General features: G+C 61.9%; 15 protein-coding genes and 1 tRNA gene. 6 read left to right on the top strand and 10 right to left on the bottom strand.

Translation table 11 applies throughout. The annotated features are described in order from the left end of the window. Window positions 1-7: 7 nt before the first annotated feature. Window positions 8-1,111, bottom strand: a complete 1,104-nt coding sequence (locus B4F27_RS14175) for a pyridoxal phosphate-dependent aminotransferase (RefSeq protein WP_286759941.1) — start codon at window positions 1,109-1,111, stop codon at window positions 8-10. 137 nt (window positions 1,112-1,248) lie between these two features. Here B4F27_RS14175 and B4F27_RS14180 point away from each other — a divergent pair, with 137 nt between their 5' ends. Next, window positions 1,249-2,040: a crotonase/enoyl-CoA hydratase family protein gene (locus B4F27_RS14180; protein ID WP_037944666.1), complete on the top strand. Its 792-nt coding sequence runs from the start codon at window positions 1,249-1,251 to the stop codon at window positions 2,038-2,040. 206 nt (window positions 2,041-2,246) lie between these two features. On the opposite strand, the gene B4F27_RS14185 is transcribed toward B4F27_RS14180, so the two are convergent. Further along, complete coding sequence (locus B4F27_RS14185; protein WP_286759942.1) at window positions 2,247-5,183, bottom strand: valine--tRNA ligase; 2,937 nt, start codon at window positions 5,181-5,183, stop codon at window positions 2,247-2,249. Window positions 5,184-5,377: 194 nt separating this feature from the next. On the opposite strand from B4F27_RS14185, the gene B4F27_RS14190 reads away from it, so the two are divergent. Then, entirely contained in the window at window positions 5,378-7,675 is a 2,298-nt protein-coding gene (locus B4F27_RS14190) for a xanthine dehydrogenase family protein molybdopterin-binding subunit (RefSeq protein WP_286759943.1), read from the top strand. Window positions 7,676-7,719: 44 nt separating this feature from the next. Here the strand turns inward: B4F27_RS14190 and B4F27_RS14195 are convergent, their stop codons facing one another. Both B4F27_RS14195 and metF read right to left on the bottom strand, forming a co-directional pair. Further along, window positions 7,720-8,205 carry a PaaI family thioesterase gene (locus tag B4F27_RS14195; RefSeq protein WP_260003408.1) on the bottom strand — a complete coding sequence of 162 codons (486 nt, stop codon included), beginning with the start codon at window positions 8,203-8,205 and terminating at the stop codon, window positions 7,720-7,722. 73 nt (window positions 8,206-8,278) lie between these two features. Further along, window positions 8,279-9,145, bottom strand: a complete 867-nt coding sequence (metF, locus tag B4F27_RS14200; RefSeq protein ID WP_005849299.1) for a methylenetetrahydrofolate reductase [NAD(P)H] — start codon at window positions 9,143-9,145, stop codon at window positions 8,279-8,281. A gap of 96 nt (window positions 9,146-9,241) precedes the next feature. Here metF and B4F27_RS14205 point away from each other — a divergent pair, with 96 nt between their 5' ends. Then, window positions 9,242-10,147: a LysR family transcriptional regulator gene (locus B4F27_RS14205; protein ID WP_037963802.1), complete on the top strand. Its 906-nt coding sequence runs from the start codon at window positions 9,242-9,244 to the stop codon at window positions 10,145-10,147. A gap of 12 nt (window positions 10,148-10,159) precedes the next feature. On the opposite strand, the gene B4F27_RS14210 is transcribed toward B4F27_RS14205, so the two are convergent. The 3 genes from B4F27_RS14210 to B4F27_RS14220 all read right to left on the bottom strand — a co-directional run bounded on the left by B4F27_RS14210 (window position 10,160) and on the right by B4F27_RS14220 (window position 12,327). Beyond that, on the bottom strand, window positions 10,160-10,657 hold the full coding sequence (locus tag B4F27_RS14210) for an RES family NAD+ phosphorylase (RefSeq protein ID WP_005849296.1): 498 nt from the start codon (window positions 10,655-10,657) through the stop codon (window positions 10,160-10,162). Beyond that, window positions 10,654-11,160, bottom strand: coding sequence for a type II toxin-antitoxin system Xre/ParS family antitoxin (gene parS / locus B4F27_RS14215; RefSeq protein WP_037963804.1), 507 nt, complete (start codon window positions 11,158-11,160; stop codon window positions 10,654-10,656). The genes B4F27_RS14210 and parS overlap by 4 nt, the downstream gene beginning before the upstream one ends. A gap of 126 nt (window positions 11,161-11,286) precedes the next feature. Continuing rightward, window positions 11,287-12,327 (bottom strand): NADP-dependent oxidoreductase, encoded by a 1,041-nt coding sequence (locus B4F27_RS14220; RefSeq protein ID WP_005849292.1) that lies wholly within the window; start codon window positions 12,325-12,327, stop codon window positions 11,287-11,289. A gap of 160 nt (window positions 12,328-12,487) precedes the next feature. On the opposite strand from B4F27_RS14220, the gene B4F27_RS14225 reads away from it, so the two are divergent. Beyond that, a complete protein-coding gene (locus B4F27_RS14225; protein ID WP_005849287.1) occupies window positions 12,488-13,273 on the top strand; it encodes an inositol monophosphatase family protein in 786 nt (261 codons plus the stop codon). Window positions 13,274-13,335: 62 nt separating this feature from the next. Here the strand turns inward: B4F27_RS14225 and B4F27_RS14230 are convergent, their stop codons facing one another. The 3 genes from B4F27_RS14230 to putA form a co-directional block, all read right to left on the bottom strand. Further along, the gene (locus B4F27_RS14230; protein ID WP_074634592.1) at window positions 13,336-13,707 is read right to left on the bottom strand and encodes a GFA family protein; all 372 of its coding nucleotides are present in this window, start codon (window positions 13,705-13,707) and stop codon (window positions 13,336-13,338) included. Beyond that, window positions 13,704-14,447 (bottom strand): rhomboid family intramembrane serine protease, encoded by a 744-nt coding sequence (locus tag B4F27_RS14235; protein ID WP_005849284.1) that lies wholly within the window; start codon window positions 14,445-14,447, stop codon window positions 13,704-13,706. Before B4F27_RS14235 ends, B4F27_RS14230 begins: the two co-directional genes overlap by 4 nt. Window positions 14,448-14,515: 68 nt before the next feature. Beyond that, the gene (gene putA / locus B4F27_RS14240) at window positions 14,516-17,935 is read right to left on the bottom strand and encodes a bifunctional proline dehydrogenase/L-glutamate gamma-semialdehyde dehydrogenase PutA (protein WP_286759944.1); all 3,420 of its coding nucleotides are present in this window, start codon (window positions 17,933-17,935) and stop codon (window positions 14,516-14,518) included. A gap of 128 nt (window positions 17,936-18,063) precedes the next feature. Between putA and B4F27_RS14245 the strand changes: the two genes are divergently transcribed. Both B4F27_RS14245 and B4F27_RS14250 read left to right on the top strand, forming a co-directional pair. Further along, on the top strand, window positions 18,064-18,519 hold the full coding sequence (locus B4F27_RS14245) for an Lrp/AsnC family transcriptional regulator (RefSeq protein WP_005849280.1): 456 nt from the start codon (window positions 18,064-18,066) through the stop codon (window positions 18,517-18,519). Between the two features lie 97 nt (window positions 18,520-18,616). Beyond that, window positions 18,617-18,703: transfer RNA gene (locus B4F27_RS14250), tRNA-Leu, on the top strand. Window positions 18,704-18,804: the final 101 nt, after the last annotated feature.

Consider the following 18,804-nt stretch of genomic DNA (forward strand, 5'->3'; position numbering starts at 1 on the left):
CGCTACGTCAGCCTTTTTTCGCATCCTCAAGGGCACCCGGCAACGCCGCGGCAAAGGCATCAAGGTTTTCTGGCGTGCCGCAGCTGACCCGAATACAGCGGTTCTGCGGCGCCGCGAAGGGCATGCGCACAAAGACGCCGCGCGCCACCAAACCGTCCAGTACCGCCTTGGCAAAGCTGCCGTCCGCCCCGCAATCAATCGCCACGAAATTCGCGGCAGAGGGAAGGGCAACCAACCCGTTATCCTCAGCGATCTGCGCAATCCGGTCCCGCGCCTCAGCGATTCGAGCCTGCACATGGGCCAGCCAGTCGCTGTCCTGCAAGGCCGCAAGCGCCCCGGCCTGGGCCGCGCGGTTCATCCCGAAATGGTTGCGCACCTTCCCAAAGGCTGTGATCAGATCCGGTGCGCCGATGGCATAGCCAACCCGCGCCCCCGCCAGACCATGGGCCTTGGAAAAGGTCCGCATCCGGATCAGACGCGGGTCATCGGCGACAAGATCGGGGGCGGTGCCCTCGGGGGCGCAATCGATATAGGCCTCGTCCAGCACCAGCAGACAGCCCTTCGGCAATGCTTCCAGCGCGCTGGAAATGACGGGCCCTTCATGCCAGCTTCCCATGGGGTTGTCGGGGTTCGCCAGATAGACCAGCTTGGCATCTACCTCGGCAGCTTTGGCAAATAGGGCCGCAGGATCCTCGTGATCACCGGCATAGGGGACCTTATGCAGCACACCGCCAAAGCCTGCCACGTGATAATTGAATGTCGGATAGGCCCCGTCCGAGGTCACGACCGCGTCCCCCTCCGTCACCATGAGCCGCACCAGATAGCCCAGCAACCCGTCGATTCCTTCGCCCACGATGATGTTGGCGGGCGAGATACCATGATGCTCCGCAAGGGCTGCGCGCAGGTCGTGGCTTTCCGGGTCGCCGTACATCCACTGCTGGGCCTGCGCCATTGCTTCTATCGCGCGGGGAGAGGGGCCAAAGACGTTCTCATTCGCCCCCAACCGCGCATCAAAGACGCGCCCCATGACGCGCTCCTGCGTTTCGGGGCCGACAAAGGGCACGGTAGAGGGCAGGGCGTCGGCAAGCGGGGTGAGGCGATACTGTGTCATGGGGATCAGCTACTGCATCTGCCCTGCTTCGGGCAAGTGACATCAGCATGCCCGCGCGCGGTTTTGGGTGCCGTAGCGTTTCGCTTTGCAACATGCGGACTTCATGCCCAAACTCACGAAAATTCAAGGAGGACCCAATGAGCCGCGTTTCCGTCACCTATGACAATCACATCGCCCATGTGCGCCTGACCCGCGCCGATAAAATGAATGCCGTCGATCAGGATATGATCGACGCCGTCATCGCCGCCGGGAACGAGGTCGCTGCATCGAACGCGCGTGCCGTCGTGATCTCGGGCGAGGGCCGGGCGTTCTGCGCGGGAATCGACATCGGCAATATGGGGGCGCTGGCGGGCGGTGACCCGACGGAACGGATGATGACGCGCACCCATGGCGACGGCACCACCAACCAGTGGCAAGAGGTCGCGATGGTCTGGACCCGCGTCGGCGTGCCAGTGATCGCGGCGCTGCATGGCAAGACCTACGGCGCGGGCCTGCAACTCGCGCTCGGGGCCGATATCCGCATCGCGGCCCCTGATACCGAAATGGCGGTGATGGAGATGAAATGGGGCATTGTCCCGGACATGGGCGGCATGGTCCTGCTGCCCAAACTGGTGCGCGGCGACGTGCTGCGCCTGATGACCTATACCGCGCAACCCATCGGGGCAGAGCAAGCCGAACGCTGGGGCCTCATCACCCAAATCGCCGAAGACCCGCTGGCCGCCGCGATGGCGCTTGCCACCACCATCGCCGGCAAAAGCCCGAGCGCCATCAAGGCCGCCAAACGTCTGACCGCCTTGGCAGAGACGGGAACCGAAACAGAGGTTTTGCGCGCGGAATCCCGTGAACAGGCGGCGCTGCTGGGACGCCCGCACCAAATGGAAGTCATCGCCGCCGAGTTCGGCAAACGCCCCGCGGTCTTCAAAGACTAGCGCCGCAAAAAAGTCAGCCCCGACTGATCGCTCAGACGGGGCCTTCCAAATGGACGATCTTTGCTTCCCAGCGAGGACCGCAGGCGTATCTTGCACCGGTATTCGTTTCCAAATGGTAAAAAATCCTCGCCGAAGGCATCTTTTGGAGCGTCAAAAGAGATTTTTGCCTTCGGCGAGGATTTAAAGCCATTTGGAAGCGGTGCTGATTATCCCAGCTCGGCCAAACGGTTCAGAGCGGCCTGAAGCTGGTCCGCTTCTTCCTGCCGCGCATCAAGGTTGCTTTGGGCTTCCGCGACGACCTCCGCCGGGGCGGAGGCGGCGAATTTGGGGTTGTTCAGACGTCCTTTCAGTCCGCCGATTTCTTTACCCAGCTTATCCAGCGACTTTTGCAGACGCGCTTTTTCCGCGTCGATGTCGATCAGCCCCGCAAGCGGGAGGCCAAAGCTCGCGCCCGGCGCGGCGATGGAGACAGTGCCTTTGGGGAAGCTTTCTGCCTTCTCAAGGGTTTCGACCCGCGCCAGACGTTTGATCATCGCCTCGTTGCGGTCCCATGCGGTTTGGCCGGCGTCGTCCATATCGGTGTAAAGCATGGGCACTTTGAGCCCCGCAGGCACATGCATCTGTTGACGTGCTGAACGAATGGATTCGATCAGGCCGATCACCCAGTTGAGTTCGCGGTCGGCATCAGCGTCCAGCATCTCGGCGGTGCTGTAGGTCGGCCAGTCGCCATGCACCAGCATCTTGGGACGGGTCGCTGTGGTCTGCCACAGTTCCTCGGTGATGTAGGGCATGATCGGGTGGAGCAGTACAAGGCATTGATCCAGCACCCATTTCAGCGTCTGGCGAGTCTCGGCGGCCTCTGGCGCGTCGTCTTGCAGCAGGGGTTTGGAGAGCTCGACATACCAGTCGCAGACCTTGCCCCAGACAAAGGCATAAAGCGCATTGGCCGCGTCATTAAAACGGTAGTTGTCCAGTGCTGCGTCGACCTCTTCGCGGACGCGGGCGGTTTCGCCGATGATCCATTTGTTCAGCGTGTGATCGACCTGGGTGTGGCTGGTGTAGGTCACCGCCGCGACGCTGTCCTCGAACACGCCGTTCATCTCGGCGAAACGGTGGGCGTTCCACAGTTTGGTGCCGAAGTTGCGGTAGCCGGCGATGCGTGCGGTCGACAGTTTCAGGTCGCGCCCCATGGCGGCCATTGCCGTCAGGGTAAAGCGCACCGCATCCGCGCCGTATTCATCGATCAGGTCCAGTGGGTCCAGCACGTTGCCAAGCGATTTGGACATCTTCTTGCCCTTCTCGTCGCGCACCAGCGCGTGGACATAGACTGTATCAAACGGCTTTTGATCGACCACGGCGTATTGCATCATCATCATCCGGGCGACCCAGAAAAAGATGATGTCAAAGCCGGTGATCAGCACTGAAGTGGGGAAGTATTTCGCCAGCTCATCCGTCTGTTCTGGCCAGCCGAGCGTGCCGATGGGCCAGAGGCCCGAGGAGAACCACGTGTCGAGAACATCAGGGTCGCGGGTGAGCGTCTTGCCGGGGGCCATCGCCTGCGCTTCGGCTTCGGTTGCCGCGCAGTATTCCTTGCCCTCGTCGTCGAACCACACTGGTATCTGGTGCCCCCACCACAATTGGCGCGAGATGCACCAGGGTTCGATGTTTTCCAGCCAGTTGAAGTATACCTTGCGGTCCTGTTCGGGCAGGATCTGTACTTCGCCGTTGCGCACCGCGTCGATGGCGGGTTGCACGATCTTCGAGGTCTCGACAAACCATTGATCGGTCAGCATCGGTTCGATCACCACTTTCGACCGGTCGCCGAACGGCTGCATGATCTTTTTGGGCTCGACCAACGGGACCAGCGTCTCGTCCCGCTCTTCGCCGCCTTCTTCGGGGGCGAGGGGGGCTTTGACGGGTTTGCCCAAACGCGGATCGGTCGGCGGCACCATGACCGCGAGGCCTTCGGCGGTGATGTCGGCAATGACCTTGGTGCGCGCCTCGAACCGGTCGAGGCCGCGGTATGCGTCGGGGACGAGGTTGATCTCTGTCGCGTCCGCAGGCGCGTCTTCGCGGCCTTCAGCGACGGCGGCCGCGCGTTCTGCGGCGGCGTCATAGGGCAGGCCGTCGGCGCGCATGGCACCGCGGGTGTCCATCAGCGCGTAGAGCGGGATGTTGTTGCGTTTGGCGACGCCGTAGTCGTTGAAGTCATGGGCGCCGGTGATCTTCACCGCGCCCGAGCCGAAATTCTTGTCGGGGTATTCGTCGGTGATGATCGGGATACGGCGGCGCTGCGCCTTGGGGCCAACGGGGATTTCACACAGCTTGCCAACGATCGGCGCATAGCGTTCGTCGGAGGTGTGTACCGCGACCGCGCCATCGCCCAGCATGGTTTCGGGGCGGGTCGTGGCGATAGAGATATAGTCGCGTTCCTCGGAAAGCGTCACGTTACCGTCTTCGTCTTTCTCGACGTACGTATAGGTCGCGCCATCGGCCAGCGGGTATTTGAAGTGCCACATGTGCCCGTCGACTTCGGTGGATTCGACCTCGAGGTCGGAAATCGCCGTCTCGAAATGCGGGTCCCAGTTGACCAGACGCTTGCCGCGATAGATCAGGCCCTTGTTGTACATATCCACGAAGACCTTGATCACGGCGTCGTGGAAGTTGCCTTCCTCGCCCGCGGGGGCACCGGGGGCACCGGACATGGTAAAGGCGTTGCGCGACCAATCAAGCGAGGTGCCAAGGCGTTTGAGCTGGCCGATGATCGTGCCGCCGGACTTCTGCTTTTGCTCCCAGACCTTGGCGGTGAAATCCTCGCGGGTGAAATCAGTGCGGCGTTTGCCGTCTTTGGCAAGCTCGCGTTCCACTACCATCTGCGTCGCAATACCGGCGTGGTCCTGACCGGGCTGCCACAGCGTGTCAAAGCCGCGCATCCGGTGCCAACGCACCAGAATATCCTGCAATGTATTGTTGAACGCGTGGCCCATGTGCAGCGATCCTGTCACGTTGGGCGGCGGGATCATGACCGAAAAGGTTTCCTTGCGCGAGGCATTGGCACCGGCCTTGAAGGCACCGGACTCTTCCCATGCGGCATAGAGGCGGGCTTCGGCCTGGGCGGCGTCAAAATTCTTGTCGAGGGCCATGATCAGCGTCCTTCTATTCACGTAGCGCTTTGAGCTTTGGGATGATCTAGCCGAGCGGGGCGTAAAGGGGAAGGCTGGGGGGCCGAAAACTTGGCGTAGCAGCCCCAGCTTTCGCCCCGCGTCGTATGGACATCGCCGGTTTGGCGCTTAAGGTCGGGCGCAACACCAAGATGATGATCAAAGGATGCCGCCAGATGGAAAAATTCGGGAAAAGCCAACCGGTCAAACGGGTCGAGGATGTGCGGTTTCTGACCGGCGAGGGGCGCTATGTGGATGACATCGCGCCAACCGACGCGCTGCATGCCTATTTCTTCCGCTCGCCCGTCGCACATGGGGTGATCACGACGCTGGATGTCACAGATGCGGTCGAGGCAGAGGGCGTGCATGCGGTGCTCACGATCGAGGATCTGGAAGCGGCGGGGATGGATATCTCTATGGCGGCGACCGTGTTGCAGAACCGCGATGGCACGGAAGGGGCCAAGCCCTTGCGTCCGATGCTTGCCAAGGGGCGCGTGCGCTTCGTGGGAGAGCCCGTCGCGGTGGTGATTGCCGAGACATTGAACCAGGCGCGCGACGCGGCGGAGCTGATCGCATTCGACGTTGACGATTTGCCCACCCATATGACGTTGGAGCGGGGCGGCGAGACGCTGCACCCCGAAGCGCCGGACAACATGGCGTTCGACTGGGGCATGGGCGACGAGGCGGCGACGCAAAAGGCATTTGATGCCGCAGCGAAAACCGTCAGCCTGAACGTGGGCGACAACCGTATCATCGTCAACGCGATGGAGCCGCGCGGCTGCTATGCGGAATGGAACGACGGCAAGGTGCATCTTGCGAACAACGGGCAGGGCGTCTGGGTGCACAAGGGCAACCTCAAGCGCGTTTTCGGGCTGGATGATGACCACGTACAAGTCACAAACCCCGACACAGGCGGCGGTTTCGGCATGAAGGCGGCAGCCTATCCCGAATATTTCTCGGTCGCGCAGGCGGCGCGGGCCTTGGGGCGTCCGGTGCGCTGGATGTCGGACCGGACCGAAGCCATGCTCAGCGACAATGGCGGGCGCGATCTCACCTCGCTTGCGGAATTCGCCTTTGACGAAAACAACAAGATCACGGCCTACCGCGTCCGCACCAAATGCAACCTCGGGGCCTATAACAGCCAGTTCGGCCAGCCCATTCAGGCGCTGCTGTTCAGCAAGGTCTTGATGGGTGTCTATGATGTGCAGACCACATGGCTGCAGGTCGAAGGCTACTACACCAATACGGTGCAGACCGATGCTTATCGTGGTGCCGGCCGACCCGAGGCGATCTATGTGCTGGAGCGCTTGATGGACCGCGCCGCGCGCGAGTTGGGCGTCGACCCGTGGGAGCTGCGCCGGATCAACTTTATCAAGCCCGAACAGTTTCCCTATACCTCTGCCACGGGCGAGCATTACGATGTGGGCGAATTCAACCGCTTGCTGACCCGCGTCGCCGTCGAGGCGGATCATGATGGCTTTGCAGCGCGCAAGGCGGCGGATGCGGCCAAGGGGCTGCTGCGCGGGCAGGGGCTTTGCTATTACATCGAAAGCATCCTTGGCGATCCGGCAGAGGGGGCCAAGGTCGCGTTCAACGAAGACGGCACCGTGTTCATCTATGTTGGCACTCAATCGAACGGGCAGGGGCATGAAACCGTCTATGCGCAATTCCTGTCGGATCAGACCGGGATCCCGGCTGAATTGATCCATGTCATTCAAGGCGATAGCGATCTGATCAAACAGGGCGGCGGGACCGGCGGCTCGCGCTCTGTCACCACGCAAAGCACGGCAACGCTGGCGACGGTGGCCAAGATGACCGAAGCTTTCACCGCCTTTCTGTCTGACGAAATGGGCGTGCCGGCGGCGCAGATCAGCTTTGACGACGAACGCTTCCGCGCGGACGGGTCGAACATGACCCCCACCATGCTGGAAGTCGCCGAGATGGCCCGCCAGAAAGGCCGCGACGATCTGCTGGTACACCACGAACGGGCGACTTTGCCGGGGCGCAGCTATCCCAACGGGGCGCATGTATCAGAAGTTGTGATCGACCCCGAAACAGGCGTTGTGACCGTCGACCGCTATACGGTGGTGGATGATTTTGGCAATCTGATCAACCCGATGCTGGCCGAAGGTCAGGTGCATGGCGGGGTGGTGCAGGGCATCGGCCAGGCTATTCAGGAGCATGTGGTCTATGACGAAGACGGCCAGCTGCTGACGGCCTCTTTCATGGATTACGCGATCCCGCGCGCGGCGGATGTGCCGTTCGTGTCCTTCAACTCCGAACCCGTGCCATCTACGGCGAACCTGATGGGGATGAAGGGTTGTGGCGAGGCGGGGACCGTGGGCGCATTGGCGGCCGTGTCGAACGCGGTACAGGATGCCCTGTGGGAGCGTGGCGTGCGTCAGGCCGACATGCCGTTCACACCGCATAAAGTCTGGGCCTTGCTGAACGACAGCGTCATCGCGGCAGAGTGAGCTTGGCTTGTCTCGGGGCGCATCACCCGCCCCGAGGCAGGGGGTTAGCTCGTGATCTTCATCACGATGCAGGTGGTTGAACCGGTGGCATACAGCTTGCCATCCTCGACCCCGCGAATTTCGCCATGTGCGACACCGGTAGAACGACCCACGTGATCGGTCGTTCCGATGCAGTCGATCTGCATGCCCAAGGGGATCGAACGCAGAATGTTAATCTTGTATTCCAGGGTCGTATAAACCGACCCGCGCGGGACTTTGGTCATCACGGCGCAGGCCATCGCGGAATCGAGCAAGGTGCCGTACCAGCCCCCATGGACGGTCCCCATCGGGTTGGTCACGTTGAATTCGGGCGTGCCGCGAAATACCGCGCGGCCCTCGGACACGTCATGCAGCGCATAGCCCAAGGTGCCGCCAATGGGCGGGCCGGGGTTGGTGCCGTCCAGGATCTTCTGCATGAATTCCAACCCGCTGAGAGAGAGCGCTTCGGATTGGCTCAGCAAATCTTCGGGTGTTTCGGCGAGGCGTGGCATAAAAAATCTCCGGCAGTTGAATGCCGGAGAAGACTGTTCTGTTCTTGACCCAAGGGCAAGTTGTGCGGTGGTTTTACGCCACGTCGGACAGCGATGTTTGCGCCGTCACCCCAAGGGCACGACAGACAGCACGGGTCAGCTCGGGCCGGTTGAGCGTGTAGAAGTGCAGGTTCTCGACACCTTCCGACACCAGCTCGCTGCACATTTCGGTGCAGAGCGCGGTGGACAGCAGATCGTGGCGGTCATCGCGGATCGCGGCGGCATAGGCTTCGTCCAGTGCTGCAGGCACGCTGGCCCCACAGCGGGTGGCAAAGTTGCGCGCCGATTTCCAGTTTGTCACCGGCATGATGCCCGGGGTGATCGTCTTGGTGATCCCCGCCGCGGCACAGGCGTCGCGGAAGCGCAGGAATGTTTCGGTCTCGAAGAAGAACTGGGTGATTGCCTCGTCCGCGCCAGCGTCGAATTTGCGTTTCAGCCATTCGACGTTTTGCGCCTGATCATGGGATTCGGGGTGCGGTTCGGGGTAGGCCCCGACGCGCAGGGTGAACTTGCCGGTCTTTGCCAGCGCCTCGATCAGCTCGACACTGTCGGCAAAGCCGTCCGCGTGGGGCGTGAAGGTCGGTGCACCGTTTTCGGGATCCCCGCGCAGGGCGACAATATCGGTCACGCCGATCTCGGCAAAGCTGTCGGCGACCTCAAGCGTTTCGGCCTTGCTGGCCCCCACGCAGGTCAGATGCGCGGCAACGGGCAGGCCAGAGGTGCGGCGCAGCACATGGGCAGAATCATGGGTCAGGTCGCGGGTAGACCCGCCCGCGCCGTAGGTCACGGAAAAGAAACGTGGGGCCAGCGGTGCCAGGGCCTGCGCCGTGTCCCAAAGACGGAACGACGCGTCCACGGATTTGGGCGGGAAGACTTCGAATGAAACGGCGGGACTGGTCATTTTTACGATCCTGTTTTTAGCTTTCGTCTCTTGTCGCACAGATGCGGTTGTGAAACAAACTCATAACTTTCATTTTCAACATGAGGAACGCCTCATATGCATATCGAGTTCCGTCACCTGCGCACCATTCAGGCGATTCACGAAGCAGGCGGGCTGGCCCGCGCAGCAGAGACGATGAACATCACCCAATCAGCCCTGTCCCATCAGGTAAAGGGGTTGGAGGATCAGGCTGGCGTGGAACTGTTCGTGCGCCGGTCCAAGCCGCTGAAGCTGTCGCCCGCAGGCTTGCGGCTGCTCAAGCTGGCGCAGCAGGTCTTGCCGCAGCTTGAAGCAGCGCAGGCCGAATTCATGGGTCTGCGCGCGGGCAGCACAGGCCGCATGCATATCGCGATCGAATGTCACGCCTGTTTCGAATGGCTGTTCCCCGTGCTCGAACAATTCCGCAAAAGCTGGCCCGATGTGGATGTCGATATCCGCCCCGGTCTGGCCTTTGACGCCTTACCTGCCTTGCTGCGCGAAGAAGTCGATCTGGTGGTGTCTTCCGACCCCGAAGAGCTGCCGGGCGTGAAATTCGTCGAGCTGTTTGATTACAAGGCGGTCTTTGTCGCCTCCAGCACGCATCCCTTGGCGCAGAAGCCCTTTGTTGAAGCGGCGGATTTCAGGGGCGAGACGCTGATCACCTATCCGGTGGAACGGACCCGTCTGGATGTGTTCAGCCAGCTCTTGATCCCCGCCAAGGTCGAACCGCTGGCGATCCGGCAGGTGGAGCTTACGGCGGTGATCCTGCTGCTGGTCGCGTCGAACAGGGGCGTATCGGTGCTGCCCGATTGGGTCGTGCGCGAGGTGAAATATAGCAATGATTACGTCACCCGTCCGCTGACCGAGAACGGCATCACCCGCAGGCTTTATGCGGCGGTGCGCGAGGATGATCTGGAGAAACCTTTTATGACCAAGCTCTTGGGGTTGGCAGGGGAAGAGGCGCGCAAACTGCAGCGGGCCTGATCGCTGCTGCCCTTAGCGGTGCAGCCGCGGGTCGAGCGCGAAGTCTTCCTGCACCACATCGTCGTAGTGATCGGCTGCCTTTTGGGCGTCAAAGATCAGGTTCCAGCTGTGCCGCGATACCGTTGACGGGATCAGCACAAACAGGTGATCGCGCAGCAGCGCGTCGCCAAACCCCTTTTGCCCCGCACCATGGGCACCGGGCACCAGCCAGTTCGGGTTGGGGACATCCGCGGCTTGCACCATATGCACCGTCGTCGGGTCGATCACACGGCCTGATGTCAGCACGTGATGCGCGGTGTCCAGCGCCTTGAACCCCTTGTGCACCGCAACCTCGAGGATCGCGGTGGCAGGGTCGAGCGCGGTATAGACCGCCCGCACACCGCTGCTGTTCCAGCGTCCACCGACGCGGTAAGCCCCTTCGCCGCTGTGCCATGTGGGCGCATGCTGCCGTTGATCCAGCCGCCAAAAACGCAGCTCGCCCGTCCCAAGCGGCGGGGGCAAAGGGGTCAAGCGTAGACCCCGTACTCCATCCGGGTGAGCGCGTTTTCAACGGCTTCCGCCCCCGCTGCCGACGACAGCAGGTCAATCGGACGGCGGTTATCAAGGCCGATGGCAGGGGCCAGCATCCATGCTTCTGCCGCGTCCTGATCGCCCAAGACGTCCGTCGCCTGCGCCAGTAGCTCGGCAAAGCGCCACGCGCGGCTGCTTTGTTCGGGGGACAGACGGTCCTTGCCCTTGTCGGCTTTCTTGCGCTGAAGCGTGCGCAGGCTCATCCCGATCGCCTTGTTCAGCGCATCGCCCGAGGACAACACCGACACGGTATCGACCAGATGCAGCAGCGCTTTCGAGGAAATGCCTTTGACGATCACATCATGCGCATCAAGCGAGTTGCGCACCGTCTGGTTGATCACCTTGCGCCCGCCCAGCAGATGAAAGGCACGCACGGCGTCCTCTGCATCCACGTCGATCAGGGGGATTGCACTGCTGTCGGATTGAAAGGCCGTCGCACCCATGGCTGAACTCCTTTTCGTCATGTGTCGTAAAATATATGACACGTGACGCGGTGTTTTTCAAGGGGGCGGGGGGCTCGCATTCATGCGATAAAGGGCAGGGGCGCGGACGCCCCCGCCGGTAGGGTGTTAGCCAACCTTGACGATGGCCTTGCCTTGGTTGCCACCGGTCAACAGGTCCATGAACGCTTGTGGCGCGTTTTCCAGACCCTCGGTAATGTCCTCTTTCACCGCAATGGTGCCGTCGGCGACCTTGGGGGCGACTTCCTTGAGGAACTTGGGGAAGTTGTTCCAATGGTTCGAGATGATGAAGCCGTTCACGCTGAGGAAGTTCACAAGGATCGTGCGCCAGAGTTTCGGCGCGGTCAGCGCCTCTTCGGCGGCACCAGCACCCAGACCACCGGCGTTATACCATGCGATCATACCGCAGATCGGGATACGCCCATGCGGGTTCATCATCGGGATCACGGCTTCAAGCACTTTGCCACCGACGTTTTCAAAATAGATGTCGATCCCCTTGGGGCAGGCGTCTTTCAACGCGGCGCGCAGGGATTTCGCGTCGTCATAGGCGCGGTGGTCGATGCATTCGTCAAAGCCAAAGTGTTCCTTGGCCATGGCGCATTTGTCCGCGCCGCCCGCAATGCCCACGACGCGCAGCCCGTGCGACTTGGCGATCTGGCCGACCATCGACCCGACCGGACCCGTTGCCGCCGCGACGACGAGTGTTTCACCCTCCTTCGGGCGACCATATTCCATCAAACCTTGCCAGCCGGTAAATCCGGGCATGCCCAGAACCCCAAGCGACGTGGTGATCGACACCTGATCCGGATCGACCTTGCGCAGTTGGTTCGCAGGCAGCACGCCATGGGTGGCCCAGCCCAGCATCCCGAACGCATGATCGCCGGGTTTGAAGTCGGGGCTGTTGGAGGCGATGACCTCCCCGACCGAACCGCCCTCCATCGTGCCGCCGACAGGTACCGGGGCCGCATAGGATTTCGCGTCGTCCATGCGGCCACGCATATAGGGGTCAAGCGACATGTATTTCACACGGACCAGCACTTCGCCGTCACCGGGGGTGGGCACGGGCCCTTCTTCAAGGCGGAAGTTATCGGCGGTCGGGGCCCCGTCAGGGCGCGACGCAAGCACAATTCGTTTCATCTGGTCGGACATTTTGCTTTCCTCCTTAGCAATGTTTCTGGCACGTTATATGGAAATCGAAGGCAAGCAAGGCAACCGCGCGCGCCACGTTGCGTCAGATGCCGCTGCCCCCTTGGCAAATCCGGCATGGGGGCTTATACGCACGGCCTGATCCATCAAAGGACACGGAAATATGGTTGGCAGTGCAAATCTAAACATCATGATCAAGGCGGCCCGCCGAGCGGGGCGCGGGTTGGTCAAGGATTTCCGTGAGGTCGAGAACCTTCAGGTGTCCATGAAGGGGGCCGGCGACTTTGTCAGCCGCGCCGATATTCAGGCGGAAAAGACGCTCAAGGCCGAACTGATGGGCGCACGCCCGACCTATGGCTGGCTGGCCGAAGAGGGTGGTGAGGAAGAGGGCCAAGACCCCACACGCCGCTGGATCGTCGATCCGCTGGACGGGACAACGAACTTTTTGCACGGTCTGCCCCATTGGGCGGTCTCCATCGCGCTGGAGCATAAAGGCCAGATCGTCGCGGGCGTCGTCTTTGATCCCGCCAAGGACGAGATGTTCTTTGCCGAAAAAGGCACCGGTGCCTGGATGAACGAAGGCCGTTTGCGTGTCTCGGGCCGTTCGCGGATGATTGAATCGGTTTTTGCCACCGGTCTGCCCTTTGGCGGTCGCGGAGATTTGCCGGACACCCTGCGTGATCTGGGCCGCATCTTGCCGGTCTGCGCCGGTGTGCGTCGCTGGGGCTCTGCCGCGCTGGATCTGGCCTATGTGGCCGCTGGTCGCTATGATGGCTACTGGGAGCGCCGGTTGAACAAATGGGATCTGGCAGCGGGCATGTTGATCGTGCGCGAAGCAGGCGGCATGGTCGAGCCACTGAACCCCGAAGGCAACATCCTGGACGATGGCGAGATCGTCTGCGCGAATGAGGCATTGTTCAGCGGATTTTCAAAAATTGCACGCGGGTGATCCTGTGGCCGAGGGCGGGATGCCTTCGGCGAGGATTTAAACCATTTGGAAGCGCCCGTCGGCTATTTGTCTGACGGGTGGTTGATACCGTCGGTGTAGGGGATCGGTTCCTGCGTCCAGGGCGCGGCCCCGTCGAGACACCCCAGATTGACGCCGCATTGCGCGGGGTCGGATCGACGCTGGTGGTACATGTAGATGCCACAGATCTTGCAGAAGTAATGTTTCGCCGTATGGGTGCCCCAGGTGTAGAGCGTCAGATGCTCGGCCCCTTTGGTCACCTTGAGCGTGCTGGTGAGCGCCGTCACCGCCGGTGCCGCGCGGCGGCGGCAAAAGGAACAGGTGCAGCGTGTGGCAGAGGAGAGTCCCTCTGGCAGGGTGGCGGTCAGGGTGACGCTGCCGCAGTGACAGGTCGCGCTATGGGTGCTGGCGGTCATTTTCGTTTCACTTTCGGGATACGGCTGGCGGAGGTGGGGTAGGTCGCTTGCGGGTGCGGCGGGTGGCCGTCCGTGGCCGACCAGAAGCGCGGCCCGCCCAAGCGCAGCCACAGCGGAATGGTCAGCACCATCCCCACGATAAATCCGCCCGCGTGCGCCCAGTAGGCGACACCGCCCACGGTCGGGTCCGCCCCGACGCCACCGATAAACTGCATCCCCAGCCACAAGCCCAGCATGATCCATGCGGGGATCGGGAAGATGCGGAAGAACACGATAAAGATGATCAGGATGTCGACCTTGGCTTTGGGGTAAAGCAACAGATAGCCGCCCATCACCCCCGCAATCGCGCCCGATGCCCCGACTGTCGGGACCGGCGAATAGGGGGCAGAGATCACATGGGCCAGCGCCGACAGCAGCCCGCAGGCGAGATAGAATAGCAGATAGGCACCGTGGCCCATCTCGTCCTCTATATTGTCGCCAAAGATGTAGAGAAACAGCATGTTACCCGCGAGATGCATCCAGCCGCCATGCAGGAACATCGAGGTGAGGATGCCGGTATAGCCATCCCCCGTGGTAACGCGGCCGGGGATGAGCGCCCAGTCGAAGAAGAAGATATTGAGCGCGCGGTCGTCGCTGAAAAGCCCGACATAGCTGAGGAAAACGCCGATATTCACCGCCATCAGCAGATAGGTGACATAGGGCGTGCGGCCGGACGGGTTGTGATCGCGAATGGGGAACATGGGCTGACCCTTAGCCATTGCGCGGGTGTGGTCAAGGGCGGGCGTCGCACGCCCGCCCATGTGGCAGATCAGCCGGCAGCCCCCAGCAGCTGCGCGTTCCCGCCAGAGGCGGTGGTGTCGACGCAGACATGGCGTTCGGCGCGGACGCGGGCGGTATCTGGAAGCCCGCGCAGCAGCGGGATGATCGACCCGTCGCGTTCAGACAGGGCTTGTTCCAGTTTGCGCGCGGTCGCCTCGTCACCCCACCAGAGCACACCACCATAGGCTGGCCCATCGGTCAGCGCGGTCGCGTCGATGCTGCCCGACAGTTCTACCGCATTCCCGCCAAGGGCCGTGACCGCGCGGGCTTGCTCGGCTGCGGTGTCCTTGCCCGGCCCCATGCACAAGAGCGCCGGACGCGGCAGGGTGCTGAGCCGGTTGGATTCGCCCGTAGGCCCCGGCAGCGTGATGGTTTCAAGAAAGGCCCCACTGTGGCCGGGCAGCTTGGGCAGGTCTTTCTGCGTGCTGTCCCATGTGTCCTCCACCACCTTGAGGTCAGGCGCGCTGAAACGGGGAAGGTAGTTCGGACCGCCCGCTTTCGGACCTGTACCCGACAGGCCTTCGCCGCCGAAGGGCTGGCTGCCGACGATCGCGCCGATCTGGTTGCGGTTGACGTATATGTTGCCCGCCTCGATCCGTTCCGAGACATGCTGCACCCGGTCATCGATGCGGGTGTGCAGCCCGAAGGTCAGCCCGTAGCCTGTGGCATTGATCGCGTCGATGACCTTGTCGAGCTCGGTCGCCTTGAACGTGGCGATGTGCAGGACGGGGCCGAAAATCTCGCGCTCCAGATCCGCGATCCCGTTCACGCGGATCATTGTCGGCGCGATGAAAGTGCCGACGGTGGGGGCGGTCAGCTCGGCGATGATCCGGCCCTCGGCGCGGGCGGTCTCGATATGCTCGGCGATGCCTTTTTGCGCGGTCTCGTCGATCACGGGGCCCACGTCGGTCGAGATGTCCCAAGGGTTGCCCATGACCAGCGCGTCCATCGCGCCTTCCAGCATCTCGATCACATCTTCGGCGATGTCTTCCTGAATATAGAGACAGCGCAGGGCAGAACAGCGTTGCCCGGCAGATTGGAAGGCGCTTTCGACAACCGATTGCACGGCCTGTTCGGGCAGGGCGGTGCTGTCGACGATCATGGCGTTCAGCCCCCCCGTTTCCGCGATCAGAATTGCACCGGGGTCACAATGTTCAGCCATCGCGGACCGGATGCGCAGCGCTGTGGCGGTAGATCCGGTGAAGGCCACACCGTTGATCCGTTTGTCCGAGGTCAGCGCCGCGCCGACTTCGCCACCGCCGGGCAGCAGTTGCAACGCGTGACGGGGCACGCCGGCATCATGCAGCAAGGTCACGGCAAGGAAGGCGATCAGCGGGGTCTGTTCCGCCGGCTTGGCCAGCACCGCATTGCCCGCAGCCAGTGCCGCGCTGACCTGCCCGCAGAAAATCGCCAGCGGGAAGTTCCACGGCGAGATGCAGGTGAAAATGCCGGCGGGGGGTGTGTTGGTCGCCTGCTGTGCGTAGTAGCGCAGGAAATCCACCGCCTCGCGCAGCTCTGCCACGCAGTCGGGCAGGCCTTTGCCGGCCTCGCGCGACAGCAGGGCGAAAATCTCGCCGTAGTGCGATTCCAGCATATCGGCTGCGCGCAACAGGACCTCGCGGCGTTCCTCTAGCGGGGTGTCCCAGACGGCGGCATTGTCCAACGCTTTGGCGACATCAGCCTCGGACGCGTTGCGCACGGTGCCGGGGCTGCGGCCAGAGGCGGCAGGGTTCATCAGGCGTGCCGATTTCTTGGGCTTTGCCTCGCCGTTCAACAGCGGCACAGCGGCCCAACGGTGGGCTTTCCACGGCGCGCGGGCGGATTCGATCACATCCAGCGTCGGGGTATGCATCAGATCGAACCCCATCGAGTTCACGCGCGCGGGGGCGTAAAGCTCGGGCCCGGTGGGGATGTGCAAACCGCTTTCCGCGAGGCTGTCGAAGGGGTCGGCAGCGACGACCTCGGGGGCGACGTCTTCGTCGACGATCTGGTTCACAAAGCTTGAGTTCGCGCCGTTTTCCAACAGGCGTCGCACAAGATAGGCCAGCAGATCGGCATGTGCGCCCACGGGGGCGTAGACGCGACAATGGGTGCCGTGCTTGTCCATCACGATGTTATGAAGGGTTTCGCCCATGCCGTGCAGACGTTGGAATTCGAACTTCTCTTTATCCTCGGCCATATGCAGTACGGCGGCGACCGTATGCGCGTTATGGGTGGCGAACTGCGGATAGATCCGGTCGGTCATGTTCAGCAGTTTGCGCGCGTTGGCGATATAGGACACATCGGTCGCAGCTTTTTGGGTGAAGACGGGGAAACCTTCGACACCTTTGACCTGTGCGCGTTTGATCTCGGTGTCCCAGTAGGCGCCTTTCACCAAGCGGACCATCAGTTTGCGGTCGTGGCGGATCGCCATGTCATACAGCGCATCGATCACCACACCAGCGCGGGGGCCATAGGCCTGCACCACGATGCCGAAACCGTCCCAACCGGACAGCGCAGGTTCGGAGAGCACTTTTTCGATCACATCCAGCGAAAGGCCCAGACGGTCGGCTTCCTCGGCGTCGACGTTCAGCCCCATGCCGGCGGATTTCGCCAGCAAGGCAAGCGCCCTCAGACGCGGCACCAGATCACGCATGACGGATGCTTCTTGCGCTACCTCATAGCGCGGATGCAGGGCCGACAGCTTGACCGAGATGCCGGGGTTCTTGCGGCTGTCTTTGTGCACGCAGGCCGTCGCGATGGCAGAGATCGCGCGGCTGTAGCTTAGGTGATAGCGTTTGGCATCGCTTTCGGTGCGCGCGGCTTCGCCCAGCATGTCATAGCTGTAGGTATAGCCTTTCTTCTCCATGCCCTTGGCGCGTTCCATCGCGGCGTTGATATTCTCGCCCAGAACAAACTGGCGGCCCATTTCCTTCATCGCGCGGCTGACGGCGGTGCGGATCACCGGTTCGCCCAGACGTTTGATGGCTGCGCGCAGGTGGCGCACGGGGCCGGGTTGGTCATCGTCCAGCACGCGGCCGGTCAGCATCAGGGCCCATGTGGACGCGTTCACCAGCGGCGAGGTGGAGTGCCCCATATGCCGGCCCCAGTCAGAGGGCGCGATCTTGTCCTCGATCAGCGCGTCGATGGTCTCGGCGTCGGGCACACGCAGCAGCGCTTCGGCAAGGCACATCAGCGCGACACCTTCGTCGGTGGACAGACCGTATTCGGCCAGAAACACTTCCATGATACCGGGGGAGGTATGGCCGCGGATATCGCGCACGATCTGTGCCGCGGTTTGCGTGATCTTGACCCGTTCCTCTGGCGACAGATGCGCATTGCGCACCAGTTCACGCAAGACGTTGTCCTGGTCGGTGTAGGTGCCTGCGTCAATCTGGTGGCGCAAAATAGGGGAAGAATCGCGTGCCATGAGGTACTCCAACTGATAATTGCGCTAGAATAGCTCGGGAATAGTAGTATTAGTTCCTGATTCCGGCCAGTTTGGTGGGTAAACCGCTTTATTATTGGGCCTCTTGCGTGACAAACGACGACTTTAAAATGGACCGCTTCGATGCGGCGATTCTGACGGTACTGGCCGAAGACGGGCGCATCAGCATCACTGACCTCGCCAAACGGATCGGGCTGTCCAAATCCCCCACCCAAGCGCGGCTGCGACGGCTTGAGGATAGCGGCGTCATTCTGGGCTATCGTGCCCTGCTGGACCCGATCCGTCTGGGGCTGGATCACGTGGCTTTCGTAGAGGTCCGTTTGGAAGACACCCGCGAGGTCGCCCTGCGCGCCTTTAACGAGGCCGTGTCCCGTGTGCCTGAAATCGAACAGGCCCATATGATCGCAGGGAACTTTGATTACCTGCTTAAGGTGCGCACCCGTGACATGGCTGCCTACCGTCGTTTTCTGGGCGAAACGGTGACCACGCTGCCTTATGTCGCCAACACCTCTACCTATGTGGCGATGGAAGCGGTCAAGGAAATCATGCTCGCGGACATGGCGTAAGCCGCGAAGGCGCGCGGGGCCAATCGTGATTTTGATGCCGGCTGCCCTGCATCTGACCATTTACACCGCCCGCAACCTAGCTATTGTGCGCGGCACTGCGGGCGTGATGGAATGGTAGACATACCAGACTTAAAATCTGTTGGGCCTTGTGCCCGTGTGGGTTCGAGTCCCACCGCCCGCACCATTATAATGCGCTTAATCGTTATAAAACAATAAATTGATAATTTTTAACATTTCTTAATCCACCCCTGTATCCCCCCATTGGGAGGAGTAAGCGCACAAGTT

It is taken from the genome of Sulfitobacter sp. UBA1132 (assembly GCF_002311545.1).
GTDB lineage: Bacteria > Pseudomonadota > Alphaproteobacteria > Rhodobacterales > Rhodobacteraceae > Sulfitobacter > Sulfitobacter pontiacus.

What these genes read in the sequence shown, in the direction of transcription:
- B4F27_RS14205 (WP_037963802.1), top strand. Translation starts at nt 9,242, where the DNA reads ATGCATATCGAGTTCCGTCACCTGCGCACCATTCAGGCGATTCACGAA.
- B4F27_RS14245 (WP_005849280.1), top strand. Translation starts at nt 18,064, where the DNA reads ATGGACCGCTTCGATGCGGCGATTCTGACGGTACTGGCCGAAGACGGG.
- B4F27_RS14225 (WP_005849287.1), top strand. Translation starts at nt 12,488, where the DNA reads ATGGTTGGCAGTGCAAATCTAAACATCATGATCAAGGCGGCCCGCCGA.
- metF (WP_005849299.1), bottom strand. Translation starts at nt 9,145, where the DNA reads ATGACCAGTCCCGCCGTTTCATTCGAAGTCTTCCCGCCCAAATCCGTG.
- B4F27_RS14230 (WP_074634592.1), bottom strand. Translation starts at nt 13,707, where the DNA reads ATGACCGCCAGCACCCATAGCGCGACCTGTCACTGCGGCAGCGTCACC.
- parS (WP_037963804.1), bottom strand. Translation starts at nt 11,160, where the DNA reads ATGGGTGCGACGGCCTTTCAATCCGACAGCAGTGCAATCCCCCTGATC.
- B4F27_RS14220 (WP_005849292.1), bottom strand. Translation starts at nt 12,327, where the DNA reads ATGTCCGACCAGATGAAACGAATTGTGCTTGCGTCGCGCCCTGACGGG.
- B4F27_RS14180 (WP_037944666.1), top strand. Translation starts at nt 1,249, where the DNA reads ATGAGCCGCGTTTCCGTCACCTATGACAATCACATCGCCCATGTGCGC.
- putA (WP_286759944.1), bottom strand. Translation starts at nt 17,935, where the DNA reads ATGGCACGCGATTCTTCCCCTATTTTGCGCCACCAGATTGACGCAGGC.
- B4F27_RS14190 (WP_286759943.1), top strand. Translation starts at nt 5,378, where the DNA reads ATGGAAAAATTCGGGAAAAGCCAACCGGTCAAACGGGTCGAGGATGTG.
- B4F27_RS14235 (WP_005849284.1), bottom strand. Translation starts at nt 14,447, where the DNA reads ATGTTCCCCATTCGCGATCACAACCCGTCCGGCCGCACGCCCTATGTC.
- B4F27_RS14175 (WP_286759941.1), bottom strand. Translation starts at nt 1,111, where the DNA reads ATGACACAGTATCGCCTCACCCCGCTTGCCGACGCCCTGCCCTCTACC.
- B4F27_RS14195 (WP_260003408.1), bottom strand. Translation starts at nt 8,205, where the DNA reads ATGCCACGCCTCGCCGAAACACCCGAAGATTTGCTGAGCCAATCCGAA.
- B4F27_RS14185 (WP_286759942.1), bottom strand. Translation starts at nt 5,183, where the DNA reads ATGGCCCTCGACAAGAATTTTGACGCCGCCCAGGCCGAAGCCCGCCTC.